At 30.7% G+C, this 16,347-nt stretch carries 21 protein-coding genes; 4 read left to right on the forward strand and 17 right to left on the reverse strand.

Annotated features, from left to right (window positions below; translation table 11 throughout):
* Positions 1-229: 229 nt before the first annotated feature.
* The 8 genes from CLOS_RS11590 to CLOS_RS11630 form a co-directional block, all read right to left on the reverse strand.
* Positions 230-508 carry a hypothetical protein gene (locus tag CLOS_RS11590; RefSeq protein ID WP_012160072.1) on the reverse strand — a complete coding sequence of 93 codons (279 nt, stop codon included), beginning with the start codon at positions 506-508 and terminating at the stop codon, positions 230-232.
* 35 nt (positions 509-543) lie between these two features.
* Positions 544-1,002 carry a hypothetical protein gene (locus tag CLOS_RS11595; protein ID WP_012160073.1) on the reverse strand — a complete coding sequence of 153 codons (459 nt, stop codon included), beginning with the start codon at positions 1,000-1,002 and terminating at the stop codon, positions 544-546.
* Between the two features lie 810 nt (positions 1,003-1,812).
* On the reverse strand, positions 1,813-2,016 hold the full coding sequence (locus CLOS_RS11605; RefSeq protein ID WP_041719316.1) for a transposase: 204 nt from the start codon (positions 2,014-2,016) through the stop codon (positions 1,813-1,815).
* 148 nt (positions 2,017-2,164) lie between these two features.
* A complete protein-coding gene (locus tag CLOS_RS11610) occupies positions 2,165-2,353 on the reverse strand; it encodes a hypothetical protein (protein WP_041719317.1) in 189 nt (62 codons plus the stop codon).
* Between the two features lie 27 nt (positions 2,354-2,380).
* On the reverse strand, positions 2,381-3,058 hold the full coding sequence (locus tag CLOS_RS11615; protein WP_012160075.1) for a hypothetical protein: 678 nt from the start codon (positions 3,056-3,058) through the stop codon (positions 2,381-2,383).
* 221 nt (positions 3,059-3,279) lie between these two features.
* Positions 3,280-4,143 carry an IS3 family transposase gene (locus CLOS_RS11620; RefSeq protein WP_156774436.1) on the reverse strand — a complete coding sequence of 288 codons (864 nt, stop codon included), beginning with the start codon at positions 4,141-4,143 and terminating at the stop codon, positions 3,280-3,282.
* Positions 4,144-4,151: 8 nt separating this feature from the next.
* A complete protein-coding gene (locus CLOS_RS11625) occupies positions 4,152-4,445 on the reverse strand; it encodes a transposase (RefSeq protein WP_012159746.1) in 294 nt (97 codons plus the stop codon).
* Between the two features lie 28 nt (positions 4,446-4,473).
* A complete protein-coding gene (locus CLOS_RS11630; RefSeq protein WP_012160076.1) occupies positions 4,474-5,064 on the reverse strand; it encodes an ABC transporter permease in 591 nt (196 codons plus the stop codon).
* Positions 5,065-5,343: 279 nt separating this feature from the next.
* Here CLOS_RS11630 and istA point away from each other — a divergent pair, with 279 nt between their 5' ends.
* Together istA and istB are read left to right on the forward strand one after the other, a co-directional pair.
* Positions 5,344-6,849: an IS21 family transposase gene (istA, locus tag CLOS_RS11635; RefSeq protein ID WP_012160077.1), complete on the forward strand. Its 1,506-nt coding sequence runs from the start codon at positions 5,344-5,346 to the stop codon at positions 6,847-6,849.
* Positions 6,849-7,568 (forward strand): IS21-like element helper ATPase IstB, encoded by a 720-nt coding sequence (istB, locus tag CLOS_RS11640; RefSeq protein ID WP_012160078.1) that lies wholly within the window; start codon positions 6,849-6,851, stop codon positions 7,566-7,568. Before istA ends, istB begins: the two co-directional genes overlap by 1 nt.
* 434 nt (positions 7,569-8,002) lie before the next feature.
* Here the strand turns inward: istB and CLOS_RS11645 are convergent, their stop codons facing one another.
* The 8 genes from CLOS_RS11645 to CLOS_RS11675 form a co-directional block, all read right to left on the reverse strand.
* Positions 8,003-8,542, reverse strand: coding sequence for a hypothetical protein (locus CLOS_RS11645; protein ID WP_012160079.1), 540 nt, complete (start codon positions 8,540-8,542; stop codon positions 8,003-8,005).
* Between the two features lie 189 nt (positions 8,543-8,731).
* Positions 8,732-8,968 carry a hypothetical protein gene (locus CLOS_RS11650; protein WP_198006287.1) on the reverse strand — a complete coding sequence of 79 codons (237 nt, stop codon included), beginning with the start codon at positions 8,966-8,968 and terminating at the stop codon, positions 8,732-8,734.
* Between the two features lie 713 nt (positions 8,969-9,681).
* A complete protein-coding gene (locus CLOS_RS11655) occupies positions 9,682-10,074 on the reverse strand; it encodes a hypothetical protein (protein ID WP_041719320.1) in 393 nt (130 codons plus the stop codon).
* Positions 10,049-10,177 (reverse strand): hypothetical protein, encoded by a 129-nt coding sequence (locus CLOS_RS16365; protein WP_278183741.1) that lies wholly within the window; start codon positions 10,175-10,177, stop codon positions 10,049-10,051. The genes CLOS_RS11655 and CLOS_RS16365 overlap by 26 nt, the downstream gene beginning before the upstream one ends.
* Positions 10,178-10,180: 3 nt before the next feature.
* On the reverse strand, positions 10,181-10,345 hold the full coding sequence (locus tag CLOS_RS15955; RefSeq protein ID WP_156774448.1) for a hypothetical protein: 165 nt from the start codon (positions 10,343-10,345) through the stop codon (positions 10,181-10,183).
* A gap of 167 nt (positions 10,346-10,512) precedes the next feature.
* Positions 10,513-11,079, reverse strand: coding sequence for a hypothetical protein (locus CLOS_RS11665; RefSeq protein WP_012160082.1), 567 nt, complete (start codon positions 11,077-11,079; stop codon positions 10,513-10,515).
* 187 nt (positions 11,080-11,266) lie between these two features.
* Positions 11,267-11,989: a hypothetical protein gene (locus CLOS_RS11670; protein WP_198006288.1), complete on the reverse strand. Its 723-nt coding sequence runs from the start codon at positions 11,987-11,989 to the stop codon at positions 11,267-11,269.
* A gap of 821 nt (positions 11,990-12,810) precedes the next feature.
* The gene (locus CLOS_RS11675; protein WP_012160084.1) at positions 12,811-13,845 is read right to left on the reverse strand and encodes a hypothetical protein; all 1,035 of its coding nucleotides are present in this window, start codon (positions 13,843-13,845) and stop codon (positions 12,811-12,813) included.
* A gap of 622 nt (positions 13,846-14,467) precedes the next feature.
* Here CLOS_RS11675 and CLOS_RS11680 point away from each other — a divergent pair.
* Together CLOS_RS11680 and CLOS_RS15680 are read left to right on the forward strand one after the other, a co-directional pair.
* Positions 14,468-15,034 (forward strand): accessory gene regulator ArgB-like protein, encoded by a 567-nt coding sequence (locus tag CLOS_RS11680; protein WP_012160085.1) that lies wholly within the window; start codon positions 14,468-14,470, stop codon positions 15,032-15,034.
* The gene (locus CLOS_RS15680; RefSeq protein WP_198006289.1) at positions 15,034-15,174 is read left to right on the forward strand and encodes an AgrD family cyclic lactone autoinducer peptide; all 141 of its coding nucleotides are present in this window, start codon (positions 15,034-15,036) and stop codon (positions 15,172-15,174) included. The genes CLOS_RS11680 and CLOS_RS15680 overlap by 1 nt, the downstream gene beginning before the upstream one ends.
* On the opposite strand, the gene CLOS_RS16220 is transcribed toward CLOS_RS15680, so the two are convergent.
* Positions 15,163-15,951, reverse strand: coding sequence for a sensor histidine kinase (locus tag CLOS_RS16220; protein ID WP_242649573.1), 789 nt, complete (start codon positions 15,949-15,951; stop codon positions 15,163-15,165). The two genes, CLOS_RS15680 and CLOS_RS16220, sit on opposite strands and share 12 nt — an antisense overlap.
* Positions 15,952-16,347 lie beyond the last annotated feature (396 nt).

The raw sequence follows: 16,347 nt of genomic DNA on the forward strand, positions 1-16,347 counted from the left end.
TGTGTCAAAGTATCGATTAATCCAAATACAATGAAGAATAGGCCAGTAGTAATCCATATTATATTACTATTTTTCATCTTGAAAATTGTTGTAATTCCGTAGTAATGCAGAAAAGTAGCACATAATGTAGATGTTAATATAACGAAAGCTGGATCATATCTTAACAACATAATTCGAGAATCCTCCCCTTTCGTTGTTAAGTATTGTTAGTCTTACTTATCAATATTCTTTAATTACCTTCACTTTTAAATGACAATACAATAAATAATATTCCGATTAGACCAAATGAAGCAAATAAAAACTTATCTATGGTATGTAGATATCTAAATTGTAACAGAGGATATGCTTCTACACTTTCTCCCCCTAGAACCTTTGTTTTCCAAGTGATTAACTGAAAGTATCTACCAATGTTTAAAAAAGAACCACTTAAGATTAAAAAAATACTACCTAATACTAACCGTGATTTTTTTATTTTAAGCTCCCCCTCTCTTCCTTCCCTTGATATCATTATATTCCTTTCTTCAATTTTTGAATTGATGATATCTAGAAGCCAACTGTGTGCAAATTGCCCGCACTTGCTTTAAAGCTTAAGTCTATTTGTGCTTTATTTGCTCCCACTAATTTAACTCTATAACTTCCCCTTTCCAACGCTAACGTAATGTTTTCTTCTTGCTCTTGAATCTTATTCTCTTTATTTTCAACAATCGTTTCTAGCCTTCCTTCTGGATGCACCAAAACTAACTTTGCTTTTCCTTCAGTTACAGATAATTTATATGAAATTTCAACATTTATATCTTCTTTCGCATCATATGTCCATATGGTATCCATTCCTTCAAATTCTAATTGACCTATATATTCTTGATTGTCTACCCTCTGTTGTTCTTCGTTTAAATTAAAGGAATTGGTATCACTAGAAATTTTACTATCATTTGAATATAGTGAATTCATTCCACATCCTGTAAGGATTACAGCACACATCAAAAATATTATCCACTTTTTCATTTCAATCTCTCCTCATGATTATTTATATAATTTGCAATTTAAATTGTATAAGGATTTCTTAGTTTATATAATTGACTTAAGTACAATTCTTGAATGAAATATATGTTTGTTTTCTATTTTTTATCATTCTAACTCATATTGAAATATCTTGAGAAACTAGAGACAATGCCTAGATAACAGCTAACATAAGTAAAATTCAAACTAGAAGAGATCATTTCATATGCTATTATGACTAAAATTATTATAATTACCTCAATTATTTTGTAGTCAGTAATTTTTAGTATAATTTTTTCTAATTTTAGACTCTTAATAAATAGATCTCCAATTAGTAAGGTCATGTAATAAACTACTATTAATTTAAAAGTCTCTTGAAATGCTACTGAATCATTTTTAAGTATAAATAACAACAATAATATGCTAGGAAATACCAATAATGAATACAATTTATTTACATCAATTTTCTTAATTAACATAAAATTCTCCTTTGAACTTAGTGCCTTTCCTGCTTCGCTTATCATAATATGGTTTTATTAAAACAAATCCATTCTTATAAGGCATGCAAATCAAAATATAAATTTTTATCAAACATAGTTTTTAATATTTAGTGTCCATAATTAGGTTTTCTATAAAATTAGTTAAAACTTTCTTTTCTTCGAACTTCAAAGCTCTTGTAGATTAGCTTATATTATGGACTTACCAGTAATTTTCTAATTCTGTCTGGTTTTATTGCCAGGATTTTACTGAAAAATCTATCAACCAAAAGTGGGTACCTGCTATTACTTGTATTGATGGACTTATACTTTTTCATGTCTAAGCTATTGAACTAAGTCCAGCATGATTTATCATTAAGCAATATGCATATACCTTAAACCCTGATTTTTCCTTTGATTTTCTAACATACTCAAGAAATTTTTCATAGTCAAAATCTTTCAAGAAAATATCTCTTTCGTCTATTCCTCTAAGTATTATATAATATATTTTTGTTTCGCTTTTTTCTCTTGCTATTCTTGCCATTTTTTTCACCCATTTTTATTCTATCATGCCAGCTAGCGTGTGGCAAACAAAGCATCTCCTTGGCTTCTTCCTTTGGCTTTTTATAAAGGAAAGGAGCTATCTTTCCATGATTTTTAAAATCATTTTAAGACAGCCCCTTTTTATTTTGTTATTTTTCTTTAGTTGCATCATAAATAACTAATAACCCTAATATAAAAGATAATGTTCTCATTACAAATTCAGCGATTAATAGTCCACCCATAGTTTTACTAGGATCATAGAATAAATTACCTTTTATTATAGCTGGAGTTAATATAATTAAAATTCCTAATACATATTTTATAATATTTTTTAACATTTAATCACTCCAATTTTATAGAAAAATTTATCTAACATTATAATAGCCGCTTACACGAACATATTCATAATGGTCTGTAGAACCTGATAAGTTAAATCCTACAGAGCCAGACTCACCTATTTTAAAGTCGACGTCAACGCCACCACTAGTAGTTCCATTATTAGTAAAATCTCCATTTACAATCCAATAAATTCTACCAGCATTCTCTAAATGAACAAAAACACTTCCGCCAAATTGCTTACTCATGCCATTATAATTTCTATCCATGTCTACGTGTATTATTCGAACTATCCCCCAAAAAGAACCTCCCTCACTAGTTTCACAATAAAAAAATACAGAAGGTTTATATACATTAGTTACAGTAAAAGAAGAGCTCACTGTTCTATATGTAGCATTATAAGGTGTTATACTTGTAGATGTATTTAATAAAGACTTCCTGCTCTCATAGAAATTTTTAATTACACGATTTTCAGCTTCTTGTTTTGAAATATTGTTATTCTTAGACATCAACTCTACAATTTCGTCAAAACTTAAAACATCACTTACAACTGTTTCATTATCATTGATTTCAGAAAAATCGCTGATAATATTTTCTTGATTATTCACATCAAGTAATTTATTTTCTGGAACTAAAGCAAATGTACTTAAACTAGAAGATAAAATCAAAGCAGTGCTCAAACCCAACATTAAAAATCTTTTTTTCATTTGTAAATTCCTCCTTTTGTTTTTCTTGTAACGTTGTTACATAATATTATAAAACTTCTTATAATTTTAAATTTGTTTTTTGTACAAAAGATAACTGTAAACTGATAGACTTATATAATTTTTTAGTAAAAATTTCATTTTACTTTTTATTCTATCATTTTACATCTTTGGTCTTCTGTCAAGAAAACGGACAATAAAAACTTGATATATTCTTGAATCGTCTAACCAACATATTTATCCTCGAAATCATATGGTGAAGACATCTCGCAATAACTGTGAATTCTCTTTGTATTGTAAAATGCTTCGACATATTCAAAAATAAGTTCTTGGGCATGACTAATATGCCTTATGACGAATCTGTTGAGCCATTCTCTTTTTATTAGAGCATGAAAAGACTCAATTACAGCATTGTCCCAAGGGGTTCCCTTTTTTGAATAGCTTCGAATAAATTTGCCTGCTGGTGTTGCATCAATATACGCTTTTGATACATATTGCACACCTCTGTCACTGTGAATAATTATCGGAGTATCTAATTTCCTAGATGATTTCGCTTTGTTAATGGCTCTTAGTACTCCTTCCACACAAAGGGTATCTGAGAGGTGCCAGCCTATAACTCTTCGTGAGAATAGATCCATTACTGTTGTTAAGTAAACGAACTCGCTTACTGTCCATACATAGGTAATGTCTGTTACCCAAACGGTGTTAGGTGCGTTAGGTGAAAAATTTCTATCTAGAATATTTTTAAGTTTATTATCAAAATCTGGATCAATTGTCGTCCTTTTGTATGGACTTACCCAGATTGCCTTAATTCCTAGCTCACGCATATAGTTTCCAACAGTTTTCTCTGCGATAACGTAACCTCTGCTTCGCAGTATAGATGTAATTTTGGGTGCTCCATATATTTGTTTGGATTCATTGTAAATCTCTATAATTTCTTGTTTAATCTGCTGTTTTCTAATTTTTTGATTTGAATCTTGCCTTTTCAAGTAATCATAGTATCCAGAAGATGAAACGCCTAGCACTTTAAGCACACTGTTAACTGAAATCTGGCGCTTCTTAGATGATTCTTCTACTTCTTTGTAGATTGCTTCAGTTAATCTTTGTTCAGTATGCCTATGGCCTTTTTTAGTATTTCAAGTGCATCTTCCTTATCTCTTAGTTCTTTTTTTAGTCTTGCAATTTCTTTTTCTGCATCTGATGAATAATTGCCAGAACCTCTATGATTTACTACACCATCATTCTTCTTGGCATTTTGAATCCAATTATTAAGACCTGTGGTGCTAATTTTTAGATCCTCTGCTGCTTCTTTGATTGATTTGCCAGATGAATAATAATAATTAACTGCATCTTGTTTAAACTCTGCGCTGTACTGTTTTTTAGTTCCCATAGTAATCTCTCCTTGTCTGATACACTTATTATATCAAATTCAAGGACATATCACGTTTAAGTTCTACGTTTTTTATTCTACCATCAGAATAGATCCCCCATTCTGAAAAATACACACTATCCAAATTATAAAATATTATATTATCCATAATGCTATTCAGTCCATAACCACATATACCAATTACCTCATAAGCATTATCAAATAAAGAAATATATTTTTTCTCATTCTCTTCATAGGTATGTTGAACCATATTTTCACCGATTACAACGATCTTTTTTTCAGAAAAAAAATCAGATTCATTAAAAAATCTTCCAGACAATATTTTAGGTGAACCTACTTTTCCCTTGACTAAAACACCTCTTATTTGATTATTATTGAAAGAATCATCAAACATTATATAATTATCTATCTCTGTGTAACTGAATAAAAATTTAAGATTATGTTCTCTTTTTTCTCCTAAAAATACATCTGTATTAATTTTTTTAGCAGTAGAGCTACTACTATATCCTGTACTTATTTTATCTAATTCTTCCATGTACTTTACATAAGAGTATAATGTAATTGAAAAAAGATACACTAAAATTATAAGTAATATTGTTAGAATTTTATTTTTCTTCATTGGGCTTCCTTTCTTTAGACATTACCAAGGGCGTTACTAAGGGCGTTACCAATACAATCATTTGATTTTATCCAATACGCCTCTCCCTATTTTTAATACTTTGGTGTTTATGGCATAATTAAATTAGATAGAATGGCAAGATAAAATTAGAGAACTAGAACTGGAAATTTTAAAAATATATTTTCTTGTTGTAGGAATCAAAAAATGAAAAAACCATTGCCAGCAGTCCTAAAAAATATTACCCTTTTAGTTGCGAATCTAAAGGGGGTAAGTGAAAGGATGCTAACAATGGAACAACAAAAGTATATCAAAAAATGTTGTATAAATAAAGGAGAATCTATTAATAGTGTAGCTAAAAAAACTGGACATCATTGGAGTACTATCAAGAAATACGTAGAAAAAGAAGATTTTAATCAGCCCATTAAAATTAGACAGAAACGTACAACAAAGCTAGATAAAGTAAAGCCTATCATTGATCAGTGGCTACTTGAAGATAAAAAAGCAAAACCCAAACAACGCCATACTGCCAAACGCATTTATGACAGACTCTGCGAAGAATATGCTGATATCTTTAGCGCATCGGATAGGACGGTACGTGAATATGTATCGAAAAGAAAAAAAGAACTTTATGATGATACTGAGGGATATGTTCCTCTTAATCACCCTGGCGGGGAAGCCCAAGTTGACTTTGGAGAGGTTGAGTTTTTTGAAAAAGGAACCAAGATATCAGGCTTTCACCTTAATATTTCATTTCCAAACAGCAATGCGGGCTATGTGCAGCTATTTAAAGGACAAAATCTAGAATGTCTATTGACAGGTCTTCAGAGTATTTTCAAGCACATGGGCAAGGTTCCCAACAAAATTTGGTTTGATAATCTTTCTCCAGTTGTAAGTAAAATTGAAAAACAAGGGAAACGGAAATTAACCGAAGGTTTTGAGAGATTTGCCCTACATTATGGCTTTGAACATAACTTTTGTAATCCTAATAGCGGACATGAAAAGGGCTCTGTGGAAAGCAAGGTTGGATATTATAGAAGAAACTTTCTTGTTCCAATACCAAGGTTTGATAGTATTGATGAATTTAATAAGAAGCTTTTTGTCAAAGCTGACGAGGACATGAAAAGAGCTCATTACAAAAAAGATGCCTATATTTCTAAGCTCTTTGAGTTAGAAAGAATTATGATGAGAGATCTCCCTAAGAAGGACTATGAAGTATATAGATTAGAAAAAGCAAAGGCTGATGCCTATGGCAAAGTAAAACTAGATAAAGATTACAGTTACTCTATTTCACCAGCATTTTCTGGCAAGGAAGTATGGTTAAAAATCACTCATAGCAAAGTGCATATTTTAAATGAAGACTATAAAACTATTCTTAGCCACAACAGATTAAATGGGAAAAATTATGAATCCATGGACTGGGTTCCATACTTAGTCCTGATGCAAAAAAGGCCTACGGCTCTTAAATACACAAGCTTTTATGATGATATGCCTTTAGATCTTAAGAGCTACTTTGAAAAATGCGATCGTGAAGAAAAGAAAGTGGGCTTGAAAGTACTCTCCAAGTTATTATTAGAGATGGATTTAGAAAAGGCTAGTGAAGTGTTTAAATTAGCAGAAGAAAAAAACCTACGAGATGAAGATAGTCTCACTGCAGCCTACCATAGATTAACCAGAGGCGTTCTAGAGATTAAGGATATTAAACTGAGCATGAATGTGCCAAATTTAGATCCGTATATAACAAACAACTCAGAATATGACATCTTCTTAAAAGGAGGTGTACAGTAATGAAGGAGTTAATTATGGACTATTGTAAGCAGCTTAGATTAGGTGGTCATATAGCCAATAATTATGAAAACATTAAAGCAAATACCTACGAAGAGTTTTTAGTAAAAGTATTAGAAATTGCCATCCAAAATAGAGAAGTGGTCAAGAAAAATCGCTCTATACAACAAGCAAAATTTGATGTATTAAAAACCTTTGAAGGCTACGAATTTAATGATATTCAAATTCCATCAGGAACTACAGTAGATGAGATTAAAAGCGTAAGTTTCATCGATAAAAAAGAGAATTTAATTTTGTACGGTCCCGTAGGGACGGGTAAGACCCACCTTGCCACTGCCGTGGGGCTTGAGGCCATTAATCGTGGCAAGAAAGTAAAGTTTTTTAGAACTGCAAGCCTTGTAAATCAACTAATTGAGGCTAAAGAAGATGGCAGCTTAAATAAGTTTTTTAAGCAACTAGATAAGCTAGATTTACTGATATGTGACGAATGGGGATATATCCCTTTAGATATAGATGGTTGCCAGCTCTTATTTCAAGTAATAGCAGACTGTTATGAGAAAAGAAGTGTCATAATTACAACAAATCTTGAATTCAGTAAGTGGAATAATATTTTTTACAACGAGCGTCTAACAAGTGCTATTATAGATAGACTGGTGCATCACAGCCATCTATTGTTATTCACAGGTAAAAGCTATCGCTTACTGAACTCAAGTATAAAATAAGATACATATTTTTGCATTTATGGATAATCGGATTGCTGGTTTTTATCCTGCCAAATTATATAATTTTTACTTGCCAAAAACATACTTTGGACAACTGTCCATTACTTGCACCTGTAGTCTCTTTTATCCTTTCAAGAAAATATCTCTTTTGTCTATTCCGCTAAGCATTATATGATATATTTTTGTTTCACTTTTTTCTCTTGCTATTCTTGCCATTTTTTTCACTCATTTTTATCCTATCATGCCAATTGATATGTGGCAAATAAAACATCCCCTTGGCTCTTGTCTTTCCAAAACGTTCTTTTTATCATATGAGCGCTAAAAGCAAACCACCAGTGGAACTGGTGGCTGTTGACTTGGAAATTATTTGAATAATTTTTTCTGATTCATAGTAAAATAATAGAGGACAAAGTACCTGTCTCTTTGTCCCTCTATTACTCTATACTATAAATAGATTCTCCTGAACTTCTATCCAGTAAAATAAATTGTTTAGGGTCTAACGATCGACCCTCATGAAAAAGATACCATGCTCTAATTCCTGATTTAAAAGATAGGTTAGAACCTGGACTTCTGTCAATATTATCTGTACTGTTTATTAAACGCAGACTCTTATAACTATTAATGTTGTCATGAAAAAAACCATAGACTAATGAGATCGTTGTATTATTATCAAGTTCTATCTCTACATAATTCCAATCTGGACCACTATCAAAACTCATCTTATCTATTTCAACCATCTTCCAACCCAGCATATTTCTCCATTCTAATAACACTACATTTATACCTTCTAAATTACGGTATATCTGCACTTTATTATTTTTATGAGGTATAGAATAGGAAATTTCTTGCCCAACATATTGTAGATCTTTCTTCTTTAAATAATCTAATGAGCTTATGTCGTTATAGTCCGCTATTCTATAAGTAATGAACACAACACTTAATAAGAATAAAATTACTATTATGCCTTTCTTCATACCAAATCCCCTATCTTTCAAACAGTAATTTAACCTTGCCTCATTGAAATAGACAGCGAGAATCCCTAATTTTCTCTTTTTTACGTAGTAATTCTAAGAAATTTCATCCAATAGAAATGACGGATTGTATCCATTGGTTGAAAATGAATACCAAGTACCAAGGGGACGTTTTGTTTGTCACCAATAAAATCATTTGACTTTATCCAATACGTCTCTCCCTATTTTTAATACTCTTGACAACTGTCTATTACTTGCACCTGTAGTCTCTTTTTTCCTTTTAAGTAGATTGTCTCTTGATGGTCTATCTAAAATTTGTAGCAAAAAAACATCCTCTACTAACAAAGATTTTGTTTCTTTTAATTCTCCATCTGTATATCTTTTTTTAGGACTATACGCTAAACATTTATCTTCCGTTTCCTCTCTCATATACGACTTAAATTCTTCTGTATCTCTAAAAAACTTTAGTACAAATTCTGAGTCAATTAGATTAACTTTAGCATCCCTTTTTTGTCTTGATAGAGATATTAGGACATACATCTTTTATTAACTGCTTGCTGCATCAATCTAAAATCCTGTAAAAACTACAACTTGTTTATAATATATGTTTCCTAATATGCATAATATAGCTAACACAGAACCTCGAAGAAGTAATCCTTTTGAATTTAAGTTTTTAAATTCTTTTATACTATTATTGATAATTTGAAATGACAATCCTAGTACTATCCCATAATACATATAGTTAAACAATATAAATACAGCCATTACCGCATAATTATTTTGTCTATATAAATAGCTAAACCTCCAACTTCCAGAAATAGTAAATATAAACAAAAATATTGTAAAAACTCTAGTTGCTATCATTTCAGAAAATAATATAAGACTTGAAATTATTAAAAGTATACTAAAGATTACAATAAACATCCCTGTGATATTTATTTCCATTTATTAAAATATAACTGGTAAAAAAATTAACTACTATTATATAACATAAAATTTTACCTATACTATATTTTTTAATAAATCCTACAATGTTCATTTTTTCACCTAGTTCCATTTATACTAATATAATTTGTTGTCCTAGTTACTTGTACATATTAAAGTTACTTGATTTAATCTGCTCGGTTTCCAGTACCAAGGGGTTATTTTGTTTGACACCAATAAAACCATTTGATTTTATCCAATACGCCTCTCCCTATTTTTAATACTCTTGATAACTGTCTATTACTTGCACCTGTAGTCTCTTTTATCCTTTTAAGTAGACTATCTCTTGATGGTTTATCTAAAGTTTGCAGTAAAGAAACATCTTCTAATAATAAGGATATTGATTCTTTTAATTCTCCATCTATATATCTTTTTTTAGGACTATACTCTAACCCTTTATCTTCTGTTTCATCTCTCATATACGACTTAAATTCTTCTGTATCTCGAAAAAATTTTTGTACAAATTCTGAGTCAATTAGATTAACTTTGTCATCCTGATTTATATATTCATTATAACTGCTCCATTTATAATCTTCTATTCTTTCTACCATTTTCTATATTATGATACTGTGCATAACCTACAGTTATTCTCCTAACAATATCTCCGATTTCTTCTGTTTCTGTTTTTAGTAGCATATGTACATGATTTGTCATTAATCAATATGCATATACCTTAAATTCTGCCTTTTCCTTTGATTTTCTAATATACTCAAGAAATTTTTCATAATCAGAAACTTTCAAGAAAATATCTCTTTTGTCTATTCCTCTAAGCATTATACGATATATTTTTGTTTCACTTTTTTCTCTTGCTATTCTTACCATTTTTTTTCACCCATTTTTATCCTATCATGCCAACTAGTGTGTGGCAAACAAAACGTCCCCTTGGCTTCCTAAAGATAGGTTAACATAATGACTGGAGCTTTTCTATTTGTAAGTTTTACTAGCACAACAGGTTAACTTAATGACATTGGGTTATCCCGTTTGCCTTTTTAATAATATACAATACTATAATCGTCACTATTAAACCCTTGATTTTCAACTTCTTTAAATACAAATATATACCCATTTCCAACTTTATAATTAGCTTCATATTTGCTTACACCATCAATTTCACCACTATCACAATAACCAAAGTAATAAGGCTCAAATTTCGGCAAAGCAATCTCTTCTCCAACAAGGGTAAAGTCTTTGGCAATAAAAATATCACCATTTAATTTATCTTTCAAAGCAAACTCTTTTCCGTCTCCAATATAAGTAGAATTTTGGGGATTTGAAAAGCTATAAGTATACTGGAAATCCACAACTGGAATACCAACCAACTCAAACGGAGCCATATATCTGTTCGTTACCCTAAGAAACACCACATCTTCTCCATCAACAAAAACTGTAAAAACATCATCGATACCACCACCCATTGGCAAATTAACTGAATATATCTTCTGCCCTCGTGCAGTAAGAGCCTCCAATCTATAGTTATAGGAAAAAAAACAAATAATATAGAGTATAAAACACATGGAAATAATAACCAGAAAACCATATTTTAAGACTTTTTTCATAAACACCGTCCTCTCAATTATACTACATTTAGAAATTTGTATCCTCACCTGAAAACTTAGCTATCTTCCCCTACCGAACAATCGAGACAGAAAACCCGATTGTCTTTGATTTTGCTTATAAATTATGTTGTACTAATATTTCTTAAGTATTGATTTAACTAAATTCCATTTAAATGCAAAAAGAGGTTCACCCCAACAATCGAATAGATACTATAATATCTGCAAAGTGATGAAACTTTTTATATAATTTTTTAATTAATCTCTTACCACCTGTAACTTCACCTTCATCCTTATTTGAACCATCTCTTTTAGGCTCAAGCATCTCCTGACCTAAGATAAGGTGTGGATCAGAACCTACGGTTGAACATATTACTGATCTATGAAAATAATGAGTAATTTCATCTTTATGAACTCGTGTAAGGCAGTTATTACAACACTTTTTAGTACTTTCAAAGAGTTCTACACCATCTATAGCAGCTACTTTTAGTCCATCTACAGTACCACTTCTAAACACCTTATTTTTTATAGAAGTCTTTACTATATGACTATGCATATTTTTTAAACCATGTAAATCAAAATCAGCCAAGAATCGTCTAACGGAATCAATACATGGCATTTTAGTTTTTTTAGGTACTACTTTTTTAAATTTACCTTTTTCAATCCAATGGTTTAATCTATTAAAACTTCTTATTTGAAGCATAAATCCAAATAATACTACAAAGCTAATTGTTGAAACTTTTACTGGAGATTTCACTCTTTTATCTTTTAAGGTATTGATTTTTTCACCTATATCATATACTTTATTAATATAGGTGAGAATTTGTTTTAAATAACTTTTTCCCATCTTCAAGCATTCTTTTCTTTTGGTTTGTGGTAAAACTATTATAAAAAGGATGCTTTTATTTTGCAAATTTTTTTCTCTATAATTTCCAGCAAAAATCGGAATTTATAACTTTCTAACTCTTACCCCTAAATCCTAATAAATCAACGGTCTATCTCCCATAAAAACTTTCAAGTGCTAAACTTCTGATATTCCAGTAGGCGATAAAGGAAATTATCCAATAAGCTTTAGAGTAGTTCGCTTTGTCATATTAGAAAATAACTACAAAGTTATCATTACAAATCTTCTTGAAAGTGAATTTCCTGCAGAGAAGATTAAAGAAATATATCATATGCGTTAGGGAATTGAAACATCGTTTAGAGAACTCAAATATGTCATAGGGTTAACAAATTTTCATTCCCCAAAAGTGGTCTACATCATCCAAGAAATATTTGCACGACTCACCATGTACAATTTTTGTGAAATAATCACAACGCACGTGGTTATACAGCAGAAAGACAGGAAATACAACTATCAGATTAATTTCACTATAGATATATCCATTTGCCTATACTATTTCAGATGTAGGAATGCAGTATCGCTACCTAATGTGGAAGCACTTATTCAAAAGAATATATTATCTGTTCGAAATGGCAGAAAAGACCGTCGCAGAGCCAGAGCCAAATCGGCAGTTAGCTTCATATATAGAGTAGCATAAATCATCATAAATAAAAATATTTTTTTGGCAGAGAGATGTTGCTGTCTTGTTTGCGTGTAAAAAATAAAATCTATAATAGAATAATGATTAATTGAAATTATGCTAACTTTCAATTGATCATTATTCTATTTGCTACAAGATAATTATCTTAATGACATTGGGGATAATCCAGCTGCTTTTTACCCAATGGTTTTTATAGACCGGGGATTGAGTATAGCTCCCGATAAGTATTTGTGTTGACGGTTGCTTTTTTCTGCGAGCCGATATAGTAGGAAAATCCACCTACATAGTACGTCTGCTTAAATACGCCTTGAGCCAACATTTTTGCAGCATTGTTTGAGTTTGCATAATTTAAGGACTTTAGAACATTATTTTTTGTTGATGTTGCTTTAGTTGGTATGCCGGCTTTAGTGGATGTTGCAGTAAAGACCTCTGCAAGACCGAGTTGTTCAGTTGTCTGGGTATGATTGTACCAGTCAATTCCTTTTTCAGCAACGTAGGAGTAAACAAAAGTTTGCTGGGCAGTATAATTTACTGCTAATTCTTGAGTAGTCCCTCTGTCGAAAAAGCTTGGGTACTTGGAAAGGAGCACGAAATCAGCGATTGCAAATTTAAGGTATTTTGAACCCAAGTAAAATTTTGCGACGGCTTCTAAGGTTTGTAGAAACTCATTGTTTGCATATGCGTTGTCGGTTAATAGAACAAGGTTACTATTGCTATAAGCGAGGGGGTTTGCAAAACCATCCCACTTTTTAGATGCAGCATAAATGTGAAATACATCATAGGTTTTGCCATTGTAAGAACCCGTTGTAGTTACACCATAAACATTAATATAGTTATTTCCAGATGGAACAACAGGTTTTGAACTCAAAGTTGCAATTTGGTTATTTGAGAGCTGTACGACGTTTGTCATCCGATCAATTTCAATTTCCAAATCGGAAATTTTTCTATCAACTTCACTGGTAAACTCGCCATTTTCATTTAATATCTGTTGTTCACGATATAGTGCCTGAAGTTCTGGGAGAATTTCTTCAAATCGTGCTTTTTCTTCTTCTGCTGCTGTCATGTTGCTTATGGAACGATTGGACTTTCTAGGAAACAGGTTTTCTATTGTGCTTCTATCAACCCTGCCGGTGGTGTACCCGGTTGCTGATTCACTTGCAAAAGCAGTTGCAAACGTGGAAAATACCATAGTTAAAGCAAGAATACTTGATAATAACTTCTTCATAGGTAAGCCCTCCTTCAATTATAAACCTTTTTAACTAATCTATTGTGCTAGCTAAATCTAAAGCATATTTCAAACATTGTACTTAATTTTCCTAGATTTAAAATCAAGTGACCAAAGACAGTAATTCTAATTTAAATTGTTCTATCATTCTACTTCATTAAAATCTTTCACACTCATACGCATACCCCTATTTCATTTTAATTGCTCAATTATGTCTCTACTTAATTAATTAACTTGTTGTGCTAGTTATTTTTACATATTGAAATTACTTGATTTAACCTACTCAGTTTTTACTATCGAGAAATTTATTATAGCATTTTCAATATATTTACGATTTAACTAGCACAGCAGATTACTTTATAATTATTATAGACTTCACCTCCTAATTATTCATCTCTGTATCCCACTTAATTAAGTTGTTCTAAATATACCATATTATTTTTCAAAATTGTTAATTCTGTCACGAAATGAGAGTGAAATGTCATGAAATGGGAAGTCAAACTTTTTTATGACGTTTCACTCCCATTTCATGACACTTCTATTGTCAATATTTATACTTTCATGTTATTATTTCTGTAGTTTCTCTGCACTATTTTAATAAATAACTTGGAGATGGATTCGAATGCATAGTTTAATTGATCTATTTGCCTACAAGATTTATAAGGAAAAGCTTTTACCGAAAAGTGATATTCTCAAAATGAAATACGCCATGAATGTACTCTGGAATGAAGTTGTCAAATTTTTTATTTTAATGGTGATCTTTAGATTTTTAAATCGATTTGATTTATTTATGTTTTGTACTGCACTGCTATTGCCCATCCGAATATTTTCAGGCGGTATTCATTTTAAAGGACAGATCTCTTGTTTTATTGGCAGCTTCGTATTTTATGCTTTAGCAATTCTGATTTTGCCAAAACTAATCCATATGAATTTATATTTTGCTATAATACTTATGGTTCTCAGCCTCATTATTATTTACATTTATTCTCCAATAGTCTCTAGCTTTCGACCGATTCTAAATGAAAAAAGAAAACGAAGTTTAAAATATACATCCGTTTTCTTTACCCTGCTGGGTGCTTTTGTTCTATTTCAGTTCACTTTACCACACAATACAAATTTTTTTGAAAGCGGCATATGGATTATAGTTGTACAAGCATTTCAACTAATATTAGGAAAGGAGTTAGGATAATGAAAAAAAAGTTATCTTTTTCTAAAACAATTTTATTTTCAATCGCCTCTATTTTTGTTGTGGCTTCTGACATAATTACTTATTCAGGATCATTTTTATTTTTAGGAGAACCTAAATGTCCTAAAAGCTTACTTAAATAAAATTTGAAAAACCGTATACTCATTTTCAAAGGAAAGTTGAATATGTCCTTTATAGTGATCGACTATTCGTTTAACATTATAAAGTCCATAACCCCTCGACTTTCCTTGTTTTGTTGAAAACCCACTCTTAAAAATCTTATGGATATCTATATCTGAATTTCTAAGTGTTCCTCCCGTATTTTTTACTATAATAAACTTCTCATTTTCTTCTGTTCCAATAGTCAAAGCTACTCTAGAAATTTCTGCGGCGTCTACATCTTCTGCTGCTTCTATTGCATTGTCCAACAAATTACCTAAAAGCTCTACAAGCTCGTATTTTTCTATGGGATACTCTGGTATTTCACCTTGAAAATTCAACTCAAATAGAATATTCTTCTCCTCTGCTAAAGCTTTTTTACTATAAATAATTGCATTTAATATAGGGTCTTTAATATTCAATAACTTATCTGTCGGCTTTATACTTTCTATGACACTCTCTAAGTACTCTTGAATTCTATTTTTTGCCTCTTTATCATCTTCAAGCTGTACCAATCCATATAGTGTATGTAGGTGATTTTTAAAATCGTGTTGTTTTTGCCGCACTTCATATATCATACCCTTTAAAAAAGGTTCATACCGATCATGTACATTAATGATCTTTTTCTGTTCCTTAATCCGTATATTTTGGTATAAAAAGAATATATTTATCCCTTCCCACAAGAAAAAAGCAATTAATACATATATAATATATTGTCTTACAATATTCTCATTCGTTCTCCAGACATATAGCAGTAACATTACAACCCCTGCAATATTAAATATTATAGACGTTATATAGCCTTTATATTTTAAAATATATTCATAAACGATATTAAAATTAATAAACTTGTTTATAAATATAGTGAATAAAAAAATAGATGAATTAATAATAAAGGCATCTATAAAAGATACATCTTGCGATCCCATAAACCATGAAAAAATATATATACATAAAAGTTGGAGAGTCGCAGATATAATTAGTATAATTACAAATTCCAACACTACTTCTTTTATAGGCAATCTAAATACCACAATCACCATGGTACATAGTAAAATATAATTGATCGCAAATCCAATATCTATCTGATAAATAAAAAATATAAAGGTTGTAAATAGCAACGCTAATACTATAAAAAAACTCTTTTTATTTAATAC

This window comes from Alkaliphilus oremlandii OhILAs (assembly GCF_000018325.1).
GTDB classification, from domain to species: Bacteria; Bacillota; Clostridia; order Peptostreptococcales; family Natronincolaceae; genus Alkaliphilus_B; species Alkaliphilus_B oremlandii.

Bases quoted from the DNA above. Each gene is read 5' to 3' on its own strand.
- CLOS_RS11590 (WP_012160072.1), bottom strand. From the start codon at position 508: ATGATATCAAGGGAAGGAAGAGAGGGGGAGCTTAAAATAAAAAAATCA.
- CLOS_RS11595 (WP_012160073.1), bottom strand. From the start codon at position 1,002: ATGAAAAAGTGGATAATATTTTTGATGTGTGCTGTAATCCTTACAGGA.
- CLOS_RS11605 (WP_041719316.1), bottom strand. From the start codon at position 2,016: ATGGCAAGAATAGCAAGAGAAAAAAGCGAAACAAAAATATATTATATA.
- CLOS_RS11610 (WP_041719317.1), bottom strand. From the start codon at position 2,353: ATGTTAAAAAATATTATAAAATATGTATTAGGAATTTTAATTATATTA.
- CLOS_RS11615 (WP_012160075.1), bottom strand. From the start codon at position 3,058: ATGAAAAAAAGATTTTTAATGTTGGGTTTGAGCACTGCTTTGATTTTA.
- CLOS_RS11625 (WP_012159746.1), bottom strand. From the start codon at position 4,445: ATGGGAACTAAAAAACAGTACAGCGCAGAGTTTAAACAAGATGCAGTT.
- CLOS_RS11630 (WP_012160076.1), bottom strand. From the start codon at position 5,064: ATGAAGAAAAATAAAATTCTAACAATATTACTTATAATTTTAGTGTAT.
- istA (WP_012160077.1), top strand. From the start codon at position 5,344: ATGCTAACAATGGAACAACAAAAGTATATCAAAAAATGTTGTATAAAT.
- istB (WP_012160078.1), top strand. From the start codon at position 6,849: ATGAAGGAGTTAATTATGGACTATTGTAAGCAGCTTAGATTAGGTGGT.
- CLOS_RS11645 (WP_012160079.1), bottom strand. From the start codon at position 8,542: ATGAAGAAAGGCATAATAGTAATTTTATTCTTATTAAGTGTTGTGTTC.
- CLOS_RS11650 (WP_198006287.1), bottom strand. From the start codon at position 8,968: ATGAGAGAGGAAACGGAAGATAAATGTTTAGCGTATAGTCCTAAAAAA.
- CLOS_RS11655 (WP_041719320.1), bottom strand. From the start codon at position 10,074: ATGGTAGAAAGAATAGAAGATTATAAATGGAGCAGTTATAATGAATAT.
- CLOS_RS16365 (WP_278183741.1), bottom strand. From the start codon at position 10,177: ATGACAAATCATGTACATATGCTACTAAAAACAGAAACAGAAGAAATC.
- CLOS_RS15955 (WP_156774448.1), bottom strand. From the start codon at position 10,345: ATGGTAAGAATAGCAAGAGAAAAAAGTGAAACAAAAATATATCGTATA.
- CLOS_RS11665 (WP_012160082.1), bottom strand. From the start codon at position 11,079: ATGAAAAAAGTCTTAAAATATGGTTTTCTGGTTATTATTTCCATGTGT.
- CLOS_RS11675 (WP_012160084.1), bottom strand. From the start codon at position 13,845: ATGAAGAAGTTATTATCAAGTATTCTTGCTTTAACTATGGTATTTTCC.
- CLOS_RS11680 (WP_012160085.1), top strand. From the start codon at position 14,468: ATGCATAGTTTAATTGATCTATTTGCCTACAAGATTTATAAGGAAAAG.
- CLOS_RS15680 (WP_198006289.1), top strand. From the start codon at position 15,034: ATGAAAAAAAAGTTATCTTTTTCTAAAACAATTTTATTTTCAATCGCC.
- CLOS_RS16220 (WP_242649573.1), bottom strand. From the start codon at position 15,951: ATGTTACTGCTATATGTCTGGAGAACGAATGAGAATATTGTAAGACAA.